Raw genomic sequence first — 21,679 nt, 5'->3', positions numbered from 1 at the left:
GATGAAGACATTTCAAATTTTACTGAGAAGGGAATTCAAACGTATCTTTTCCAACAATGTGCTGCTTGCCATCTTCTTTGGCGCCCCGGTATTATACGGGTTCCTCTTTGGTTATGTCTATCAGCAGGCAAAGGTGGTAGATCTACCTGTAGTGATCGTAGACCAGGATAAAAGTCCGCTGTCAGATAAGATCATTGATGCCTTTGAAGACAATGAAGGTTTGCTGGTAAAGGACAGGCGTTATGATCCCGGCAATATTCTGCAGGAGATGCCGGTAGCGCAATATGCCGCTGTGATCACCATTCCGGCAGGATTTGAAGCAGACGTACTTCAAAAAAGATATCCCGAAGTGCGGGTAGATCTTAATATGGCCAACATCCTTAATGCGAATACTGCCAGCAAGAACATTCAGCAGGTGCTTATGACCCTGAATGCGGGTATGGAGATAGAAAGCCTTAAGAAACAGGGGATGTCCCCGGCGGCCGCGATGGCTTCCTATGAAAGCTTTAAGGTCAATTTCCACAAACTGTACAATTCTACGGGAAATTACCTAAGCTTTATGCTGCCGGGGCTGTTAGGGGCCATTATGCAGCAGGTGATCTTTTTGGCGATGGCGCTGGTGTTTTCCAGGGATTTTGAAGACGGGTATTTCCGGCAGCTGGTGAAGAAAAAGAAATCCTCCTTTTACCTCATAGCTTTAAAAGCCACCCCTTTTATAATCTTCCTGCCTTTTATGTGGTTCTTTGTGGGCCGGCTTTTTATATACTTCAATGTAGAAGCTGAAGTCTTTAATCTGCCCATGCTGGTATTGATCACACTTCTTAGCCTTGCCTCGATGGGGGTGGGGATGTTGTTCTCGGTGGCCATTCCTAACCAGTTAAAGGCAACAGAATTGCTGATGGTGATCTCTACCCCGGCCTTTGTAATTAGCGGCTTTACCTGGCCCAGCCTTGCCATCCCCGGGTTCATTAATGCCATTGCCCAATCCATACCGGTGACGCATTTCCTTACCGCCTTTAGAAAGGTAGCTTACTTTGGAGGGGGCATGGCAGATGTACTTCCCGAGATTAAGATCCTTATATTGATCATTGTCATCACCTTCCTCGCCATGGCCCTGCTGCTGCAGATCAAGATCAAAAGAACCAGGAGGAAGTATAAAATGAGTTGAGATCAATGAATTTCAGCAATAAATCTTCGCGTCAGTTCGGGTGAATATCAGACTTCCCTTGCAGTATGAAATTTGTATCGGGAACTACCTGCTATCAAGAGTGTCTTTATGGTATGAAATATTCATTTAAGCAAAGATTAAAAAGCTTAAACTTCTCCCCAGGGATCCTTCATATCAAGAAAAGTAACTCGTACGTACTCGTTAATCTAAGATGGGAAACATCTGTACGAATACAAAAAGCATGCTCCGGTCTCCTTTTTTAAAGGGAAAACCCGGAGCCCTGCTTCCAAGGGGGCGCACACAGAAATGAGGATCTCTTCGGCTTTAGTAACTGCTCATTTCGGGATTCAGTTTATAGATATAAGCCCATCTCTCCTCCAGAGTGTCAAACCATACCTCCCACAGTTCCTGCGCTTTTTCTTCTCCCACGGCATCTGTATATACCTTTGCCGGACTATCTCTCTTAATGTCAATGTCGGCATATCCCTTATAGGGTTCAACCACCATAAAGTGTGGAGTATCGGGTGCACCAAGTTGAAAGTTATACCAAAGGCCACGAGGTGATCCCTCCTTGTTCTTAATAGCATTGGTAACCTCCCGAATTACTTGTTTAAAGGTATTCTCATTGCGTACGTTGTAATAGGTCACCCAAATATACTTTGTATCTTCGGGAGTGCTTCTGCTTACTTCCGGCATAGAGCTGGCTACTCTGGATTTTACTTTTTCAATGTGAGGCAGTATATGATTCAGTAGCTCTATATAACATTCATTATCTACATCGTCTTTGTTCTCCATTTCGCCCCAGGTGGAAATTGTGCCGGCCATTATATACACCTGGCCTTCTCCCTGTTGCCTGCTCCACATAGTCCATTCCTCCTCACCATTATGTTTGAGGTAACATTCTTTCCATTTTTTCACACCTTCTATAAACTGGGAATTATGTCCCTGTTTGACGGTAATTTCAGTAGTTGTCAAGATCTCACTTGCACTTGCTCCATTTTGTGCTGAAAGCACACCTGTTTCAAAAATCGCTACCACCAGGGTGGTAATAATAATTCTCATCGTTCTCATAACATCATTTTTTTAGGATACACATCTAAGTAACTGATAAACAGATGTTAATTAAAGCAAGGTGGGACCAAAGCATCGAAATGTTGTCCAAAGAAGAGAATTTTATTAACGAAGGAATTAAATGGTCTGTAGTCGCTTGAGCAGCTCCTCCTTAAGGGATTTACTTATGGGAATTGCTTTCCTCTCAATAACCAGGTGGCTGGTGGCTACTTCTTTTACCTGGGAGATATTTATAATATAGGAACGGTGAACTCTCAAAAAGTGCTTTGAGGGAAGTTTATTATCCATTTCCTTGAGGGTCATCACCACTAAATACTCCTTGCTACTGGAGAAGATACGGCAGTAGTTGCGTTCGGCTTCAATGTACAGGATGTCCTTAATACTCACCTTTACCATTGAATTCAAATGCCTTACAAAGATACAGTCGCTTAGGATAAAGGTGTCGTCCTTTTGTTGATCTGCACTTGTATTCCCGCCATTCCTGCAGTTGATTTGACTCACAGTTAATTCGATGGCCCGCTGCAGATCGAGCTTTTTAAAAGGTTTGGCTATAAATCCAAATGGGTGGGTATCTCTGGCCCTGTTGAAGTGTGCATCGTCTACGTTCGCGGTGAGATAGATCACCGGGATATCCTGCAACTTCTGCATTTCCCGTGCAGTTTCGATCCCATCCAGCTCGCCTTTAAGATTGATGTCGAGCAAAATGATATCGGGAGGATTATCCCTCACATGCACCAAAGCTTCTTCACCCCGGGGCACAATGCCTGTGACCTCATACCCCATTTCGGTGAGCTGGAGGGAAATATTCGCAGCGATGACCATCTCATCTTCCACGATCAATAACTTTATCTTTTCATCCATTATGCACTTTTCTGAATGGCAAAATCAAATTCCACGTGAGTTCCCGTATCACTGCGTTCCCTCATCTGCCCGTTAAGTTGCCGGGTGAGCAGTTCTATCAATTGGGAGCCGAAACCTGTACCCTTAGGAGCAAGTCCTGCGGTTTTTCCAATCCCGTTATCGCTCACTTCCAGTTTTAGATAATGCTCCCTTTCCTTTTCCAGGCGTATATTGATAACTCCCCTTTGATCCTGAGGAAAAGCATATTTCAAGGCATTTGTAAGCAGCTCGTTCACAATTAAACCTATGGGAACGGCGGTATCCACATCCAGCTCCAGGTCATCCATGGCGCATTCTATTTTTACCCGCTCTTCGGCATTAAAAGAATCGAGAATACCTTCGCTAAGGTTGAGGAAGTAATCTTTCATTTCGATGCTTCCAAGGTTATTGCCCTGATATAACTTCTGATGGATGATCCCCATCGACTGCACCCTGTTCTGACTGGCGATCATGGCATCTTTGGTGGTGGGATCTTCAATTTGAGCCGCCTGAAGGGCGATAAGGCTTTTTACCATTTCCAGGTTATTTTTCACCCGGTGGTGGATCTCCTTGAGTAAAAGTTCTTTTTCAGCATTTTTAGTACGTATGATCCTGGTGGCTTTTTTATTCTTGTAGAAGAAATAAAGAAGGGAAATTAAAAACAGTAACAGCAGGGAAGCGATAATGATTATGAGGGTCTGTGTCTCGTTCTTCTGTAGAAGTATTGCCGCCTGAGAGGCAAGAGCCTCATCCTTCTTTTCAGTCTCATATTTGATTGCCATTTCAGATTCTATACTGTTGATCCTTTCCTGAAGCATCTTTTCTGAATTGGCGTGGGCCCTTTCTTTGAAGATCAGGGCATTCCTGAAATCTCCCAGATTTCTGTATGCTTCTGCAAGATCAAGATAGGGCTGAATGAGCCCTGCCTGCCCTTTGTCCTCATAAGAGTCCACACCCGCCAGCAGATGTTCTAAAGCCTGCGCGTAATTCTCCTGCAAAAGAAAAATGTGTCCAATCTCGGTGCGATAGGTGGCGCAACGTTCTTCACCTATTTGCTGCTTGCACATTTCCCATGCCGTCATATAATCCTGGAGTGCATTTTCAAGATCCCCGGCCTTGATATACACATCTCCCCGGTAGGAGTAGGCTCTCACAGCCACAAAGACTTCTTCGGGGGCTTTTGTTCTTACGATCTCCAGGCATTTTTCTGTGGCTTCATAGGCCTTTTCAAATTCTCCCAGTTCGCCGTAGCCAATGATCAAATTGAATTGGGCAATGGCTATTGAGCTGTGATCTTCCGCTTCCTCCAAAAAGGGGATCGCCAGGTTAGTGTATTCTATGGATTTTTCGTAATCTTCTGTCACCCTGTATTTCACTCCTAAAGTGCGGTAGGCACTACCAAGGCCGGCCTCGTCACCAAGCTCTTCGTAAAGATCAATGGCCTTAAAAAGTACCTCCTGTGCTTTCTCTAATTCTCCGGTATTCAGGTAATCAATGGAAAGTGAGCGGTAGGAATCGGCGATTTTCTGTTTATCATTAGATCTTAAGTAATAACCCAGCGCTTTTTCTGCATGATACACCACAGAGTCCGTCGGGAACTTGCCGTTATAGGAATGCCAGCTGGCTAAAGATTCATGGATCTGCGCAACTGTACTGTCAGGCGCTGTTTTGAGACCGCGTTTCAGGGTCCTGAGGGCAATTTCGTGGAATTGATCTACATTTTCTGCTGAAGTTTCATTGGCGCGCATCCAGACAAGAGTGGCATCTACAGACGCATCGGCGCCGGGAACCTTTACCTGGGCAAAGCTGAAGCCGGTCCACAAAAACAGGAATAGAAATGTGAAGATCTTTTTCATCCATATAAATAAATCGGGGGGGAGAAAATAATAGAGGAAAAGATACGACAAACTCCGGAAATAATTCACCTGGATTAATTATAAGTACCTGAAGTACAAACTACTTGGTCGATTTATAAGGGTTTTTGCCACAGGGGAGTATCAGATCAAGAGTCTTTGATTGAGAAGAGAGATCTCCTGATCATTTTTCCGGTTTCCGGAGTCATGTATTTTTTGATGTCATCTTGAAATGATATCCCTTTTTTGTGCAATACATCATTTCATTCCCCCTATATATGCGGCATAAGCCTCTACGGTATAATTACTTCAAAACCCATTTTACCACACGATGATTGTGGTAAGATGGGTTTTCTAAGAGATCTTATGGAGCGCTGCAATCGCAGCCTTAGTGGTTAATGCACAATTAAGTAACCCTCCCAAAATGTTTGTTCACAAAGACAGAGCAATATTTTTCCCTGTTAAAAATCAGCAATCATTGAGTAGCCTTTCTGTTGGTATCCAACCAGGGATATCCACCCGTTTTTCACCTGCACGATCTCGGGTAGAACTGAATCGGCGGGAACGCCGTAAGCATGGGCGGCTGTCATACAAATCTCAAATCTAATGCCGTCTGCAGTCATGTCTGATATCTTTTGGGCAATTTTATTTTTCGCCTCCGAAGCATTTTTCATCTTGTCAGTTGACACAAGATTTACCGAGGGACCAATAAGCACAATAATAACTTCCGGTTGTTCTCCTTTTATGATCATGTTTGGATCCTCTAACATTCCATGAATGAGGTTCAGATGACTCATAGCTTTATCTGCATCACTGATCCTAAAATCAAAGACAGTATTTACCGAGCTGACGCCTTCCAGTGCCTGATAAGTGGCTTCTGTTTGTGCCTGTACGTTTTCCTGTGGCATTAAGCCCAGAAAAAATAATACTACTATTAAAACCATTGATCTTTTCATAATTAAATAATTTAAGGTTATTGATTAAAGAAATAATTTATCGATCATCGATATCTTACCCAGTTGAAATAATTTCCCGCTTCTGGATAAATTACCTCTGCTGCATTAAGCTTATCAATAGAGTTAACTTAATAATAATTAATAAGTTACATATTTTATATAACTTCTCCGAATTCTGTTTCCTAAACAAAAGTTATTATCTATGCCTGCTTTTCTGCTACTAATCCTCGGAGAAAAAAGGCATAATAATTTGGGACTAACCAGCAGAAACATCAACTGTTATTTATTTTTTTTTGGACTTGTATTTCATTGAGGATATACTTAAATTACTGATAGTTAATGTATTAAGAATGTATGCCCTGTTTTCTCAAAATGGTAGGCAGAAGCCTCTGATTTCCGGCCGGTTTATAGCTGCCTTTTGGCTGGGTCTAAGTTTTATGTTATTCCCATTAACTGGTTATGGCCAGGCAGAATGTGCGGCTATTAACGTAAAAATTGAAAATATTGGTAACAATACCGGTGTTATTGCCTGTGCTATCTTTGAGTCCCCCGAAGGCTTCCCCGATAAGTTCCTGGAATTTGCATCCAAAATCATGATAACACAAATAAGAGGAAAAGATGCCAGTTTTGAATTTTCAGATATCAAACCAGGGAAATACGCCATTGCCGTGATTCATGATGAAAATTACAACGGAAAATTAGATAAGAACTGGTTAGGTATACCCAAGGAAGGTTATGCTTTTTCCAGTGATGCCAAAGCTGCCTTGAGTGCTCCTTCGTTTTCTGACGCTGAATTTTTATATGATGGAAGAGATCTTCAAATGTCCATTAAACTCAAGTATTAAAATTTTTGCTCTTAACTGCAGAAAAGTTTCGGGAAGAAAGAATAGACAATGGATTTATTTATAAGACCTCTTTATTCCCCCAAGAAAATTGAATGGCAAAAAAATTCGGGAAATTAAAGTCCCATCCGGGTTGGCTGCCGCTGTGGGTGTCGCATTACTTTTATAAAGAGAAATGGTGGCGGCATTTACTAATTGGTTGGTATAGGGGGAAATGAAATGATGTATTGGGCAATAAAAAAGCAAACTAACAAAAACTAAAACAAACTAATCCCAAGTGATGACCACCTGAGTGAATTTCACGGTATAAGCTAGAAAAATGGAATTAGGGGAGGCCCAATAGACAGACCTAAGTTATATATCTTTATTTAAAGCGAAATAAACAGAAAAGGTCGAACCTTGACCCGGTTGGCTTTCCACCTTAATACTTCCTCCGTTATTTTCCAGCATTCGTTTGATGATATAAAGACCCATACCTGTGCCTTCAATTTTGTGGGAAACCCTGGTGGATTTATGGAAGATAGCCTCCTGATGCTCCGCGGCAATTCCAATGCCGTTGTCCTTTACCTGTAAGACTATGTAATCATCCTGCTTAACTGTAGAAATGTTGATCTTTAATAGTTCCCCGGCCTTCTTATATTTAATTGAGTTTCGCAGCAGGTTATATAAGATACTTCTTAAGTTATTTCTTGAGAAGATAATTTCTGAAGTTTGAAAATCTGTAGCTATTGAAATACCTTTATTAAAGATTTCCGACTTTAAAGAAATAATCACGTCCTGCGCGATGTTCTCAATATTTACCCTAACCGGTTCTCCCTCAAGTTCGGGTTGATCTTCACCTACGGCTATAAAATCTATTAACAGATCTCTCATGGCATTGGAGCTGGCCTTTAGTGTAGCTATATATTTTTCGAACTGAGGCGCATTTTGTTTGTTATAAGCATTCAATAAAGTATCAGAAAGAAGTACTATAGCCGAAAGCGGCTGTCGTATATCGTGGGAAAGAGCGTCTATTAGGGTGTGATATTCAGAATTTAACTTCTCAAGTTCTCCAATAGCTCTAATTCTTTTAGTGATATCTACAAAAGTAATAATTACCCCATCGTTCCTGTTCTCCTCAAAAACTCTATATGGAAGAATATTCATTTGATACCATTTCCCGTCTGTTGTTTGTACTTCCTTCTCAAGGATCTCCCCGGTTTGGATCACTTCTTCAATATTTTCAATAAGAGTGGGAAAACGAAAATTTTCTTTCACATCATGAATATCTCTGTTTACATCCTCTTCTGTAAGAGAGAATTGCCTCATCGCAGGAGGGGTGAATTTCTTCAGGATAAGATTTCTATCTATGAAAAGCTGCGGAATTATTGTGTTGGCGAAGTAATTCTCAAGATCCTGATTTTTCTTATAATCATTTTCTGATTTATTTTCATCAATTAATTCAGGCATGCTGGAAAATATCATTTTTATGAATTTTTTAAAGGTAAGCATTAATTAAGGGAACATCTTGCTATTGAAGCCTTATTAAATCTTAGTAAGTTCCTGCACAAGAGTCTTTTCTTCTGCCAATCAAAATCTTAGACCGGTATTTGTTTTCCTGCTTTATGATCTTATTTTCCAAAGAAGTGATTCTTTTAAGTATGGTATAAAGGATCAAACTAAAGAGTACGAAAACAATGAAAATAATAAAACCGGGTTGTAAAGAGGTTCTGTTGGTGGAAATACTCACGAGGGAATCAGTATCTTGATTAACAAGGGCCAGCTGGATCAAGTATTCCCTGGAAACCTATATAAGTCATAAAGATCGCAATGACATAAAGTGGAAAAACCTGAATTTGTGAAGCCCCATAGATAGGTTATATAAAGCATTTCTTAATTTATTTCTTGAGAAGATAATTTCTGAAGTTGGGAAAATAGGAACTGATGATGATTAAAAGGAAAAATGGTAAGCACCAGAGAACTTACCATTTTTAATTTGTTTTAGCTGAAGTCTGAAATTACTCCACAAGAGATATAGTTACCCTGATGATTGATTCAAGAGGAGGATAATAATATCCGTCATCTAATAAATGAACAACTCCATTTTCGGGCGTTCCGGTATCCGGTGCAGGTTGGCGCGGTGCCTGATAGGAACCTACTCCCGGCTCCTGGTTAACCTCTGTCCCGGCATCCCAATAGTAGAGATAACCTGTGATGTCCCCCTCGATAGGTTCCCTAATATCATTAAAAAGTGAAATTCCCTGAGGCATTGGAGCTATAAAAACATCATTGGACTGCACATACATGGTAACAAAATTCAGGTAATCCTTATGCTTGGCAGTAATGGTAAATTCATACTCTTCTCCCGGCGTAAGCGGAGCGGGCCCGGAAGCCCCAACCGGGGTGGCAAAAATCCCATGGGATCTAATCTTTGGATGGTTTTCAAGATTTTCATTAAGCGGACCCGGCATGCCGTCTTCGGCTATAGCTTCCAATCCCATGCCGTAGTCTTCCTCACCCTGGTCAAACAAAGGTTCAGACCTTTGCTTTTGAACTACATAGACCCCCGGTGAAAACAGAGTCAGAATGTTCTGATCCTGTCCAATGTTCTCAATGGTCACTTTAAAGGTGCTAAAGACTGCATGGTCGTTTGCCGAATTCTCTAATTCAATAGTGGAATTTAACTCCGTAGTAATTTCATCTGAATCTGAACTACAACTCCAAATAAAGAGTGGAAGAACAAGAAAAAATTTTAAATACTTTTTCATGGTTGTGGATTTAATGGTTAATGTATTTTTTAAACCACAACACAACATGAAGATCTTAATCCATTGTATTTGAGACTAATAGATAATTAAAGGTAGTGAAAAAATCTGCTTTCAGGGCAGTCTTAAAAGCATAATTTAAGGCATAATGTTTTCCTGCATTTTGAATATTTATTCCCAATTGTTCTGGAGAGCAAAAGCGACTGTGCCATGAAAAGTATTCTGGGGACTTGTGTTTTCCGTTACCAATCAACGTTGCCCCCCAATTATCCAATCCACAATTAACCAATTAACCAATTATCCGTCTCAAACCATAGGATTTAATTAATTTTCAATCTGTCTGCCGGTAGGCAGGGAGGAATCTCTTGTGGAAACGAAAGATTCCTGCCGGCCGGCAGGCGGGCTTCGCTCCGTTGTACTTCGCTCTAAATGACAAAAGATTCCATCTTCGTAAAGCCACCTTCAAATATCTTCGTCTTCCAATTCCTCCTCCGTGATCCCATTGATATTCGCCAGCGTATTCATCACAGTTTCCAGCTCATCAAAGAGCCCCAATAATAGTTGCATGTTTTGATCTTTACTGTCCCGGAACATCTCCAGGTCGAATTTAAAGGTATCTCCTTCCCGAAAGATTTCATTGATTTCTGCAAATTCGCCTGTCATGCCCATGTTGATAATCCGCTCCATGAGTTCTTCATGAGTATCAAGGAGGGCGCGGTAGGTAAGGATGATTTTGTCTCTTTACATTGGGTTCAAAGTTTAAAGTTCAAGGTCGCTCAATTCAAAATTTAAGATTCAAAATTCAGGATTGGTCAGGTTCAAAGTTCATGGGCAATGCAAAAAAGAACATAAACGATTAGGAATAATTACCTCTATTCCCTGAAAAACTCCATCTGATCTCCAGTTTCCTCATTTGTTTTCCTTTTGTAGTACTAAGATAGGAGAGGAGGGCGACAAAAGGTGACGCGGTTAAATGTAAAATGTATAAGGAAAAAGGAATAATGGCAAGTAAATCGAAAGTAAAAAACTGTTTTTACCCTTTTCTAATCAATTTGAAATGGATTTTTTGCCCCTCTCTCTTTATCGTATTTTCTGAATATTTAACAGGAATTATACTTCATCACCACTGACATTTGTCATTACCCGCTGATCCTCAGTTTGCTAAATTAATGTAGCTTAAAATTAATACCAGCCATTATGAAAACACACTACATTTCTTTGGTAGTAGGAGTAATGTGCTTAACAGTGAGTATGGGGCAGGCCCAGAACCTGATAAGTGATGGTGATTTTAGTGAAACCACCGAAATTATTCCTTTTGACACCCCCACACCTCTGAATACCTGGGCTTACCGGGTAAATGAGAATAGTGGAGCAGAAGCCAACCCATCTGTTGTTGATGGTGTTGCTAAAATCCAGATCCTGAACCCAGGATACGATTATCCGGATGTCCAATTGACACAAGTTGGTTTTCCCTTAAACCAGGGGCATGTTTACCAACTTACCTTTGATGTAAGGGCGGACTCCGATCGTTATGTACGGTTATTCCTTGGAGAAGAGGGAGGCAATGCTATTAACTTAATTGAAAGCATTTATTTTTATCTCTCTACTGGATGGCAGACCATAAGCCTGCAGTTCGAAGCCACTTCTGTCTTTGATCTGCACAAACTCAGCTTTGAGTTTGGCGGGAATGAGACTACCACTTACCTTGATAACGTGGTCCTGCAGGACCTGGGGCCTGCCCCGCCGGAAAAAGTGGTGATTTCGGGAACATTTCAAAATGCTATGGGATGTGAAACAGACTGGGATGCTAATTGCGAAATTACCGCGCTTACCTTTAATTCCTCCACAGAATTATATTCAGGAACTTTTGAGATACCTGAGGGGAATCACCGGTATAAAGTAGCAGTGGGAGGCAGCTGGGACATAAATTACGGGGAAAACGGGGACTATGGCGGAGCTGATATTTTCCTGTGTGTACCTGCCGGCCCTGAAGAGGTCACCTTTACCTACGACCCGGTCACCCACCTGGTCACCACTTCGCCAATGACAAGTGGCTTCTCACCGGATTGTTTGCCAATCGTGGTGCTTTCAGGAAGCTTTCAGGATGAATTAGGCTGCAGTAGTGATGGGATGGGTGATTGCACAAATACTGCACTTACCTGGAATCCTGAATCGGGATTGTTTGAGGGGGATTTTCACATTCCTTCAGGTTGCTACAATTATAGAGTGGTACTCGACAATAACTTGCAAAATAATTATGGACAGGAAGGTATTTTTAATGGAGAAGATTATAGCTTGTATATTCCTTCTAATCCTGAAGTGACTCATTTCACCTATGATCCCATCAGTCATGTCGTGACCTCCTCACCATACGTCAATCCTCCACAGGAGGTAACACAAGTCTCTCTCGTAGGATCTTTACAAAGTGAATTAGGCTGTTATACTGATGATGACTATTACGGATGTGATAATCCCGCTCTGATTTCCAATCTTGTTTCCGGTAAATGGGAAGGCACTTTTTTTCTTCCTGCGGGATGTTATTCTTATTATGTAAAAGAAACTTTTGGTTGTAATTCTACCAATTTCTATGGGGAAGAGGGTACATTCGGGGGAGAGCAATATAAAATTTATATTCCTTCAGCTGGTGAAATTTCCTTTAGTTATGATCCCGAAACCCATCTCATTCAAACAACCCCATATAGTGGTGTTCCTCAGGAGGTGACTAACGTATCGTTAGTGGGATCTTTTCAGGATGAGCTGGGTTGTGAATATGAATTTGACTTTTACGGGTGCGATAAGCCTGCGTTAGAGAATAACCCTGATACCGGAATGTGGGAAGTCAGCTTTTGGCTTCCCTCGGGTTGCTATTCTTATTTTATAAAGGAAACATTTGGATGTACTGTAACATTTTATGGAGAAAACGGAACCAAGGGAAATATTGACGAGATACAGCTATATCTTCCCGAAGACGGGGAAATATCATTTACTTATGATCCCGAAACCCATTTAATAAAATCAACGCCTTTTTCTTCGCCGGAAATTTCAAAAGTATCTCTTACAGGAACTATTCAGGAGGTCTTGTGTGCTCCTGAATATTATTGTGAAAAATCAACATTAGTGTTTAATGCTGATTCAGGCATGTGGGAAGGAAACTTTATGCTTCCTAAAGGCTGTTACACGTATATGATTGAGGAAACATCCGAGTGTAGCACCTTAGCATACGGAGAAAATGGTGAAATAGGAGGTTATATTCAGCTATACGTTCCCTTAGACGGGGAGGTCAGCTTCAGTTATGACCCTGAAACCCATATCATAAGTTCTTCCCCTTACAGCGGTACGCCGCAGGAAGTAACTGCAGTGGCCCTTGAAGGTTCGTCTTTTCAAAATGAACTGCTCCTGAATACTGATTCGGGTCTTTGGGAGGGCAGTTTTACCCTTTCCGAAGGATGTTATACCTACTGGGTCAAAGAGACCTTTGGCTGTGTGGAAACCTACTATGGAGAAAATGGAGTATACTGGCAGGAGATCCAGCTATATGTGCCGACAGAAGCTGAAATTACCTTTAGTTATGATCCGCAAACTCACCTGATAACTTCAACTCCTTATAGCGGTAATCCGCAGGAAGCCACTTCAGTCACTCTCGAAGGATCCTCTTTTCAAAATGAGCTGACCCTGAATGCTGCATCGGGTCTTTGGGAGGGTAGTTTTACCCTTTCCGAAGGATGTTATACCTATCAGGTAAGAGAAATCATTGGCTGCAATGAGAACTACTACGGAGAAAATGGAGAATACTATGGGTCGTCTATCGAACTATATGTGCCGGCAGAAGCTGAGATCACCTTTAAGTATGATCCACAGACTCATCTGGTAAATTCGACCCCTTATAGCGGTTATCCGGAAGAAATCACTTCAGTATCTCTCGAAGGATCTTTACAAAACGAACTGATCCTGAATGCTGATTCAGGATTATGGGAGGGTAGTTATTCTCTTTCCGAAGGCTGTTATACCTATCAGGTACAGGAAAAATCTGCATGTATTACTGTATCATACGGAGAAAATGGTGAAACAGGAGGTTATATTCAGCTATATGTTCCACTAGACGGGGAGGTCAGCTTCAGTTATGACCCCCGAACCCATATCATAAGTTCTTCCCCTTACAGCGGTACGCCGCAGGAAGTAACTGCAGTGGCCCTTGAAGGTTCTTTTCAAAATGAACTGATCCTGAATACTGATTCGGGTCTTTGGGAGGGCAGTTTTACCCTTTCCGAAGGATGTTATACCTACTGGGTCAAAGAGACCTTTGGTTGTGTGGAAACCTACTATGGAGAAAATGGAGTGTACGGGCAGGAGATCCAGCTATATGTACCAACAGAAGCTGAACTCACCTTTAGTTATGATCCGCAATCCCATACAATATCTTCAACACCCTATAGTGGTGTTCCTCAGGAAATCACAAAAGTATCTCTGTTGGGTTCTTTACAGGATGAGTTGGGCTGTGAGTCTGAAGCGAATCCCGATTGTGACAAACCTGCTTTAAATTTTAACCCCGATTCCGGTTTTTGGGAAGGCAGCTTTACACTTCCTGCCGGGTGTTATTGGTACCTGATCAAAGAAAAATTTGGGTGTAATGAAGGTATCCTGTTTGGAGAAAACGGACAGGAGTCTGGCGATGTTATTCATTTATATGTACCCTCCAATGGGGAGATCACCTTTAGTTACGATCCGCAAACACATCTCATCAGTTCAACACCCTACGGCGATGTTCCACCTGAGATGACCAACGTATATCTTATAGGGGATATGCAAGACGAATTGGGTTGTGCTTACCCGTCGGAAGAGGATTGTGAAAATTCAGCTTTGGACTATGATCCTGCTTCGGAAACCTGGAAGGGTAGCTTTACACTTCCTGCCGGATGCTATACTTACCGGGTGAGGGAAGTAACTGTTTGTGGCGCTTTTGAGTATGGAGAAAATGGAAATCCATGGGGTGAAATTCAGTTATACATACCGGAAGAAGCTGAAATTACGTTTAGTTATGATCCACAGACTCACCTCCTAAGCTCAACTCCTTACATTGGTGTTCCGGAGGAAATTACCAGTGTCTCCCTCACCGGAACTTTCCAGGAGGAATTTGGATGTGAATCCATTAATAATCCGGAATGTGATCAACCTGCGTTGGTATATGATCCTGATTCCGCTAAATGGAAAGGCAGCTTTACTCTTTCTGCCGGTTGCCATGCATATTGGGTTAAAGAAACATTTGGCTGTAACTGGACTCTTTATGGGGAAAATGGCTCCACTGGGGGTGAGCAAATTCAGTTATATATACCGGAAGATGGGGAAATTTCTTTTACCTATGATCCGGAAACCCACATTATAACTTCAACTCCCTACAGTGGAGTTCCACAGGAAGCAACAGCAGTTTCACTTACAGGCATTCCGGATGACCGGGCCTTGCAATATAATACCGATTCGGGTTTCTGGGAGGCAAGCTTTAGCTTACCTGCCGGGTGTTACGATTATTGGGTAAAAGAAGAATCGATGTGTAGTGTTTTCTACTATGGCGAAAATGGAAGTACAGGACAGAATTTAAGTTTGTATGTACCGGAAGATGCACAAATCACCTTCAGTTATGATCCTCAGACCCATATCCTGACTTCCTCGCCCTACAGCGGCGTTCCTCAAGAAGTGACCGGAGTGGCCTTGAGAGGTACATTACAGAGGGAACTGGGTTGTAATGAAGACTGGGAAGATGAATGCGAATATTCAGCACTGGAATTTAATCCTGAATCTGGCTTGTGGGAAGGAAGTTTTATGCTTTCCAAGGGATGTTATATTTACCATGTACAGGAAAGATTTGGCTGTGAAAAATCGTATTATGGGGAAGACGGAGTTGAAGGGGGTAATGATATTAAGTTATATATCCCGGCAGATGGAGAAATTACCTTTAGTTATGATCCTCAAACACACCTGATTACTTCCACACCTTATAGTGGGTCTCCGCAGGAGATAACCAAAGTCTGGCTTTATGGATCACTGCAGGAGGAAACCGGCTGTGAAAAGGATTATGACCAGCAATGTGGCAATCCCGAAATGGAATTTAATCCTGATACCGGTGCCTGGGAAGGAAGCTTTGTGCTTCCCGCCGGATGTTATACTTACTGGATAGTTGAAATCTCGGGTTGTAATGTGATTCTTTATGGAGAAAACGGAGTTGAATGGGCTAATGAGATCCAGTTGTATGTTCCGTCAGAAGAAGAAATTGCCTTTAGTTATGATCCGCAAACCCATGAAATAAGTTCGACCCCTTATAGCGGTGCTCCAGAGGTGGTGACAAAAGTATCCCTGCTGGGAAATCTACAGAATGAATTGGGGTGCACTTCAGATTTTGATCTTGAATGTGAGAGCCCGATGTTAGAATTTAATCCCGAAACGGGGGCATGGGAAGGAACCTTTGCACTTCCTGCCGGATGTTACAACTACTGGGTGAAAGAAACAGTTAGCTGTAATATTTTATCCTTCTATGGGGATGACGGAGTTGAATGGGGTTATGACATAAAGTTATTTGTTCCGGCAGACGGGGAAATTACCTTCACTTACGACCCGGAAACACATATAATCACTACCACCCCTTATTTTGATATATCGACAGCAAACCAATGTCCGGAGAATATTTTTGTAGACAACACGCCCGGAACCTGCGGGGCTATGGTAGATTATCCCGGATTTGTGGCCACAGAATATTGCGGTGGTGATGTCATGTCCGTCACTCAAACTGCAGGACTCCCCAGCGGTTCATTGTTCCCCATTGGTGCCACCACCAATACCTTCGAGCTTGTTAGAACAACAGGGGAGGTGACCACCTGTAGTTTTGAGGTGGTGGTTACAGATACAGAATCTCCGGTAATTGCAGATCTGCAGGAAAACTATGAGCCACTATGGCCTCCAAACCATAAAATGGTTCCTGTTTACATTGACTACGTCGCCTGGGATAACTGTAGCATTGCGGGCACAGAAATCACTATTACCAGCAATGAGCCCGAAAGTACCGGAAAAGGCGACGAAGCTCCCGATTGGGAAGTAGTGGATGAACACCAGGTACTGTTAAGGGCAGAACGATCTGGTAAAGGAACCGGACGGGAATATTATATTACCATAAAAGTTACCGATGATTCCGGAAACTTTACGGAACGTACGGTCACTGTAGCGGTAGCCAAAGACCAGCGCAAAACCACCGAAATACCCGTTGATGCTGTGGATAGGAGTTATGAATACATTCTGTATCCGGTTGCTGCCAGCGATATAGTGAACATCAAAGGGCCAAAATCCACTTCTAACCGGCCTTACATGATCTATGATATCTCGGGGGTCATGAAAAAACAGGGGATTATCAATAATGACCGGGTCGAAATAAATTCGTTGCCAAACGCCACCTATATCCTCAGATTTGAAACAGACGACGGATCTATCTTTAAACGGTTTATAAAAAATTAAGAGCTAAAAAGGCCCGTCTGTAAGATGGGCCTTTGGTTTTTTAGACTTTCTCTGAGAATTTAGCGCGTTGTAGTGCCCCGTGCCGGGGACAATGGTGTTGTTGTTGGATAGCTGTACAGTGTTCGCGAACTGCAGCTCCCCTTCGCCAATTCCTGACTTTGCAAAAGTTGGCAGAACAACTACCCTTAAAGAGATTCTTGCCTGGCGGGTTTCGCGCCGTTGCACTTCAGTCTGAATAACAGGGGATCCGCCGAGAACTAATGTTTCAAACTTTTATTCGGTCGTAAAAGACCAGACCTTTCCGCCCGTTATTCCTCCATGCTCATCCTTTACGATTACTTTCCAGTAGTAAGTACTGCCCGTCTCCAGACTCACGTCATAAGTGAAAGCTGCCAGGTTTTCTTTAAGCAGTTCGGGTTCCACACTCTTACCGAAATAAAGATCAAAAGAAAGCTGGTCGCCATCGGCATCTTCAGCAGTCCATTCGAGGCTTGTAGTAGTACCACTTATTTGCGCACCTTCTTCGGGTGAAACTACTACGGCTGCAGTAGGTAAAAAGTTTGAAGTTGCTTCAGCTTCTGTATAAAGACTCCTGAAAGCAGAGTACTCACTCTTATTTCCATTTTTATCGCGGGCAGAGACTCTCCAATAAAAATCTTCTCCTTTTTTTAAAGGGACGGTTTTGGACAGGTTACCTGTTTCACCTGAAAAAAACAGATTTTTAAATTCCTTGTCTTCTGAAATTTCCAGGTTATAGACCAGCTCGTCTTCTTCAGGATCGGTAGCCCGAGACCATTCAAAGATTTGGACATCTGTTGTACAAAAAAGGTCATTTTCCGGTGCCAGAAGTAAAGGTTTCGAAGGTGCTTTGTTTTCTACAGGCTGATCTTCAGCAGTACAGGACAAAAGCATCAGGCCACTTAACAGTAGGAAATTTATTTTTCTCATTTTTTTGAAAATTTGATCGTTTTGGGAGAATCAAGTTTAACCACGGCGAAATAAAAACCTGAGGCCAGGCTCTCTACGGATACAGAGACTGTGTTGTTAGACACCGTATACATTCCGGAAGAGATGAGACTGCCATGATTATTATACAACTCGACATTAACTTCTTCATTCTCTGCATACGGTATAAGTATGTTTAAAACTGAAGAAGCAGGATTTGGATAGGCAGTGAGGTTATTCTTCAGGTCCACATCGAATGCAAATACACCTTCACAGGAGGCCATGGAACTTATTTGAAGTTTATCTCCCTGCTTTACCTTAACAGAGAAATCATTTGAAAAATATTCGGCAACAACTCTGCCGTTAAGGCTAACGGTAAAGGGAGCTGTTCCCTCTTGCATACTAATATTGGCAAAATTAGTTGTGGCAGTTTGTTCCATCACTGCCATACCTGCAATGGAGTTTCCGGCTGCTATATTGAAATCATAACATTGTTGAAAATCGGGAACAGACTTTGCGGTAACACAGACGTTGTATAAGCCGGGGGCAAGATCTTCCAGCTTTAATTGAGAGGAGAATTCATGTTCTTCTCCGTTAATACTGGCGGTGAAATCATGTTCTTCACTTGCAGCGAGTATAAAACTACCGTTATTTTTGCCGAGACAGGTCTCGTTAATAACCTGTAAACTTAGAACATCCTGCGCTATTACAACTGCTGCTTCTGTAGCGAAGGTGTATGCATCAGAAATAAGCGTTTTCGAGCCTTCCTGAGCTTTGATCCTAAAGGTGTAGGAGCTGCCGGGGACCAGATTGTCCAGAACGGCTGTAACCGCGGAAGTAAAGTTTCCACTTAAAGCAGAAGGCGAGGCAGGCACAGAAAGATCAAATTCCTGATCAAGCCCATATTCAAACCTGATGTTCGAAAGGTACTTTGCTCCGGGATTGATCAGGCCCTCCACATTTACTGTCCTGTTTGCATTTGCATTAGTACCACTGGGAATAACTATAGGTTCTGCAGAGAAGTTAAAAACCCCGGTTTTGCTGTAAATGGTTTTTTCGCCCATCACTCCTTTAACCCTGTAGTAATACGTCTTTGAAGGGTCAAGATCGCCTGTTGTCGCAGAAATATAACCGCCGTGGGAAAAAGCGACCGTACCCGGATCTGCAACTGCTTCGTGCTCAAATTCGGGGCTGCCGTATTCAAAAACAAGATCCTTTATATCTGCAGAAATAGCAGAGACATAAGCAGAAAAAGAGGCAGAACTTTCTGTGATCCCTACGCTGTTGAGAGTGATTTGAAATTCCGGATAAGTTATAAATTCCTGCGACTGGCTATATATGATATCCCCTTCATGAACTGCTTTGATCCTTATCTGGTATTTGGTGTTGGCTTCCAATCCTGTAATGGTTGCCACTACATCTGAAGAAGCCATACCCGATATAACAGCAGGAGTTGCAGAGACAGCCTTAGAAAATGGAGCTTCGGCAGTACCGTACTGGAATTCGATTCCAGAGATCTCGGCTTTGTTAGAAACCACAAGTCCGGAAGCTTTTACTGTGTTTGTAGCCATGTCTATTTGATTGTAGTGCAGTTTTAATTCATAATCCTTTTTGGTTTTGAATTCCCTGATCTCACTACGTACTGTTTTGCCCTCATAAATGGCCTTAATTCTGTATTGATAAGTGGTTTCCTGAAGCAGCCCATCTACCTTAACTGCCATGTTTACAGATTTGCTCGCTTCAATTGTACCCGGACTTACAGATTTTACGTTGTCAAACTTATAATTTGTACCGTACTCAAACTGAATTTCTTTGATAATGCCACTATTGGAAGTAACATTTCCGGTAAGCCGTGCGCTATTGCTAAAGATTTCTTCTGCGGGCCCCGGCGTTAGGCTGAAGGAGTTGTAGGTGACAGAACTTTTCAGGATCCTTCCGTTGGTTCCCGAAAGAAAGATCTGTTCTTCCTCTGTAATGTCAATAGCCTTAATCCCCCAATGGAAAGAGATTCTTTCCCAGCTGTAGCCTGCGTTCACCGTTTTCCAGATCCCGTTACTATCATCCAGTACATACCCTATATTTTCGTTGAAAAATTTTACGTGCATGTAATCATTATAGGGAACATCCAGTTTGCTCCATGATTCTCCACCGTCGGTAGTTTTGTACATGATCCCATATTCTGCAGTTACATATCCCACTTCTTTTGTTACAAAATACATGCTTGTAAGATTGTCTTCTGTTTCTAAAACCACTTCCCAGTTTTCTCCTGAATCTGTTGTTCTAAAAATCCTTTTTAACATTTGATGTACCTGCATCCCGTAACCCGTGGTCTCATCGGGAAACTGCATTTCTCCAAAGCTAAGGTCTTCCACAATTAACCAGCTGTCTCCTCCATTGGTTGTTTTAAAAACCCCTTTCTGGTTATAGCCGCCACTTACGAAGCCTACATTTTCATCAATAAATTTCAGCGAGTATAAATTATCCCGCATTATTTCCATGCCATTATTTGTTTGTACCCATGTAACTCCTCCGTCAACTGTCTTAAAGACTTCATAGACGTAATTGTGAACACCAACAGTAGCATAACCGGTATTCTCATCAAGGAATTCCAGTTTAAATATTCCGGCTCCTTCCAATGGTGATCCCATTTTATTCCAGGTCTTACCTCCGTCAGTGGTTTTGAGCAGATCGGTATAATTAGAAGCATAACCCACGGTACCGGATACAAACTGAAGGTTTTGCACATCTGTGTAAAATGGTGAATTCGGTTGCCAGGTACTGCCGCCATCAGTGGTTTTATAAATCATGCCCCGATCTCCCACGACAAAACCAACTCCAGTGTTCTGAAAATGAATTCCGTAGATGCTCGTGTGAGAGATACGGGCATCCTGAAAGCTTATCCACTTCCAGGTTTTACCGCCATCCAAAGTTTTATAGACTGCACCATGTTCCCCGGCAGCATATCCCGTGGATTCATCCAAAAAGAAGAAGGTATAAAAAGCATCGGTGGTGCTTCCCATTTTCTGCCAGGTTTCTCCACCATCTGAGGTTTTGAGCAGGGCATCATGCTGCTTTGAGGCAAACCCTGTATTTTCATTTACGAAATAGACAGCAAAGAAATCGTTGGGAAATGTATTTGTACTCTCGGTAACCTTCCAGGTTTTTCCGCCATCACTGGTTTTTAGGATAAAACCTCCATTACAAACGGCATGACCGGTAAGGGGGCTGGTGAAGAAAGTTTTATTGACCTTATAATATCCCTCCACTATATGATCCTGCCATGTTGCTCCCCCATCATCTGTCCTCACTATGGAATTAGATCCCGTTAGTACGATGGTGGTTTCATTAATGATCTGTACAGTATTGAAATTTTCATTAGAGCCGGTATTTACCTGCGCCCAGGTATCTCCCCCGTCTTTAGAAACATACACCGAACCGTTACTTCCTGCCATATAACCAAGATCTCCCAGGAAATGAATGTCATTTGCACCTGGAAGATCCATCTTTTTATTCCAGGTTGCACCGGCATCTACAGTATAAAGAAGGTCTTTTTGGGTGATTATAAAACCTTTATCTGCGGAAGTAAACACCACTTTTTTTCCTGCTTCATAGGAAGGGGTGGGATTTAGTAATTCCCAGGATGTCTGGGCCCTGGAAGTATAGCAGAAAAACAACAGAAGAACTACAGGTAAAATTCTTGACATAATAAGGTATTAAAGTTGACGTA

At 42.1% G+C, this 21,679-nt stretch carries 13 protein-coding genes; 3 read left to right on the top strand and 10 right to left on the bottom strand.

The features are described from left to right. The first annotated feature begins 1 nt into the window (after position 1). Positions 2-1,168: an ABC transporter permease gene (locus ACFSTG_RS10090; protein ID WP_380751991.1), complete on the top strand. Its 1,167-nt coding sequence runs from the start codon at positions 2-4 to the stop codon at positions 1,166-1,168. 324 nt (positions 1,169-1,492) lie between these two features. Here ACFSTG_RS10090 and ACFSTG_RS10085 read toward each other — a convergent pair whose 3' ends face one another. The 4 genes from ACFSTG_RS10085 to ACFSTG_RS10070 form a co-directional block, all read right to left on the bottom strand. After that, positions 1,493-2,239 carry a hypothetical protein gene (locus ACFSTG_RS10085; protein ID WP_380751988.1) on the bottom strand — a complete coding sequence of 249 codons (747 nt, stop codon included), beginning with the start codon at positions 2,237-2,239 and terminating at the stop codon, positions 1,493-1,495. Positions 2,240-2,356: 117 nt separating this feature from the next. Next, entirely contained in the window at positions 2,357-3,100 is a 744-nt protein-coding gene (locus ACFSTG_RS10080) for a LytR/AlgR family response regulator transcription factor (protein WP_380751985.1), read from the bottom strand. Then, positions 3,100-4,974 carry a sensor histidine kinase gene (locus ACFSTG_RS10075; protein WP_380751982.1) on the bottom strand — a complete coding sequence of 625 codons (1,875 nt, stop codon included), beginning with the start codon at positions 4,972-4,974 and terminating at the stop codon, positions 3,100-3,102. The genes ACFSTG_RS10080 and ACFSTG_RS10075 overlap by 1 nt, the downstream gene beginning before the upstream one ends. A 458-nt stretch (positions 4,975-5,432) precedes the next feature. Further along, the gene (locus tag ACFSTG_RS10070) at positions 5,433-5,927 is read right to left on the bottom strand and encodes a DsrE family protein (RefSeq protein WP_380751979.1); all 495 of its coding nucleotides are present in this window, start codon (positions 5,925-5,927) and stop codon (positions 5,433-5,435) included. Between the two features lie 437 nt (positions 5,928-6,364). Between ACFSTG_RS10070 and ACFSTG_RS10065 the strand changes: the two genes are divergently transcribed. Further along, positions 6,365-6,772: a DUF2141 domain-containing protein gene (locus ACFSTG_RS10065; protein WP_380751976.1), complete on the top strand. Its 408-nt coding sequence runs from the start codon at positions 6,365-6,367 to the stop codon at positions 6,770-6,772. Positions 6,773-7,123: 351 nt separating this feature from the next. Here ACFSTG_RS10065 and ACFSTG_RS10060 read toward each other — a convergent pair whose 3' ends face one another. The 3 genes from ACFSTG_RS10060 to ACFSTG_RS10050 form a co-directional block, all read right to left on the bottom strand. Then, positions 7,124-8,233: a sensor histidine kinase gene (locus ACFSTG_RS10060; RefSeq protein ID WP_380751973.1), complete on the bottom strand. Its 1,110-nt coding sequence runs from the start codon at positions 8,231-8,233 to the stop codon at positions 7,124-7,126. 533 nt (positions 8,234-8,766) lie between these two features. Beyond that, the gene (locus ACFSTG_RS10055; protein ID WP_380751970.1) at positions 8,767-9,516 is read right to left on the bottom strand and encodes a spondin domain-containing protein; all 750 of its coding nucleotides are present in this window, start codon (positions 9,514-9,516) and stop codon (positions 8,767-8,769) included. 459 nt (positions 9,517-9,975) lie between these two features. Then, complete coding sequence (locus tag ACFSTG_RS10050) at positions 9,976-10,200, bottom strand: hypothetical protein (RefSeq protein WP_380751967.1); 225 nt, start codon at positions 10,198-10,200, stop codon at positions 9,976-9,978. Positions 10,201-10,710: 510 nt separating this feature from the next. Between ACFSTG_RS10050 and ACFSTG_RS10045 the strand changes: the two genes are divergently transcribed. Next, positions 10,711-17,007, top strand: coding sequence for a pullulanase X25 domain-containing protein (locus ACFSTG_RS10045; protein ID WP_380751964.1), 6,297 nt, complete (start codon positions 10,711-10,713; stop codon positions 17,005-17,007). Positions 17,008-17,010: 3 nt separating this feature from the next. Here ACFSTG_RS10045 and ACFSTG_RS10040 read toward each other — a convergent pair whose 3' ends face one another. The 3 genes from ACFSTG_RS10040 to ACFSTG_RS10030 are packed head-to-tail and all read right to left on the bottom strand — an operon-like array spanning position 17,011 to position 21,656. Next, a complete protein-coding gene (locus ACFSTG_RS10040; protein WP_380751961.1) occupies positions 17,011-17,232 on the bottom strand; it encodes a hypothetical protein in 222 nt (73 codons plus the stop codon). A 48-nt stretch (positions 17,233-17,280) separates the two neighbouring features. Beyond that, complete coding sequence (locus tag ACFSTG_RS10035; RefSeq protein WP_380751958.1) at positions 17,281-17,955, bottom strand: hypothetical protein; 675 nt, start codon at positions 17,953-17,955, stop codon at positions 17,281-17,283. After that, the gene (locus ACFSTG_RS10030; protein WP_380751955.1) at positions 17,952-21,656 is read right to left on the bottom strand and encodes a T9SS type A sorting domain-containing protein; all 3,705 of its coding nucleotides are present in this window, start codon (positions 21,654-21,656) and stop codon (positions 17,952-17,954) included. Before ACFSTG_RS10030 ends, ACFSTG_RS10035 begins: the two co-directional genes overlap by 4 nt. Positions 21,657-21,679 lie beyond the last annotated feature (23 nt).

Source organism: Salinimicrobium flavum (assembly GCF_042684505.1).
Classification (GTDB): domain Bacteria; phylum Bacteroidota; class Bacteroidia; order Flavobacteriales; family Flavobacteriaceae; genus Salinimicrobium; species Salinimicrobium flavum.
The sequence above is the reverse complement of the archived record's forward strand: the minus strand, read 5'-3'. Positions and strand labels throughout refer to the sequence as shown.

Bases quoted from the DNA above. Each gene is read 5' to 3' on its own strand.
- ACFSTG_RS10090 (WP_380751991.1), top strand. From the start codon at position 2: ATGAAGACATTTCAAATTTTACTGAGAAGGGAATTCAAACGTATCTTT.
- ACFSTG_RS10085 (WP_380751988.1), bottom strand. From the start codon at position 2,239: ATGAGAACGATGAGAATTATTATTACCACCCTGGTGGTAGCGATTTTT.
- ACFSTG_RS10080 (WP_380751985.1), bottom strand. From the start codon at position 3,100: ATGGATGAAAAGATAAAGTTATTGATCGTGGAAGATGAGATGGTCATC.
- ACFSTG_RS10075 (WP_380751982.1), bottom strand. From the start codon at position 4,974: ATGAAAAAGATCTTCACATTTCTATTCCTGTTTTTGTGGACCGGCTTC.
- ACFSTG_RS10070 (WP_380751979.1), bottom strand. From the start codon at position 5,927: ATGAAAAGATCAATGGTTTTAATAGTAGTATTATTTTTTCTGGGCTTA.
- ACFSTG_RS10065 (WP_380751976.1), top strand. From the start codon at position 6,365: ATGTTATTCCCATTAACTGGTTATGGCCAGGCAGAATGTGCGGCTATT.
- ACFSTG_RS10060 (WP_380751973.1), bottom strand. From the start codon at position 8,233: ATGATATTTTCCAGCATGCCTGAATTAATTGATGAAAATAAATCAGAA.
- ACFSTG_RS10055 (WP_380751970.1), bottom strand. From the start codon at position 9,516: ATGAAAAAGTATTTAAAATTTTTTCTTGTTCTTCCACTCTTTATTTGG.
- ACFSTG_RS10050 (WP_380751967.1), bottom strand. From the start codon at position 10,200: ATGGAGCGGATTATCAACATGGGCATGACAGGCGAATTTGCAGAAATC.
- ACFSTG_RS10045 (WP_380751964.1), top strand. From the start codon at position 10,711: ATGAAAACACACTACATTTCTTTGGTAGTAGGAGTAATGTGCTTAACA.
- ACFSTG_RS10035 (WP_380751958.1), bottom strand. From the start codon at position 17,955: ATGAGAAAAATAAATTTCCTACTGTTAAGTGGCCTGATGCTTTTGTCC.
- ACFSTG_RS10030 (WP_380751955.1), bottom strand. From the start codon at position 21,656: ATGTCAAGAATTTTACCTGTAGTTCTTCTGTTGTTTTTCTGCTATACT.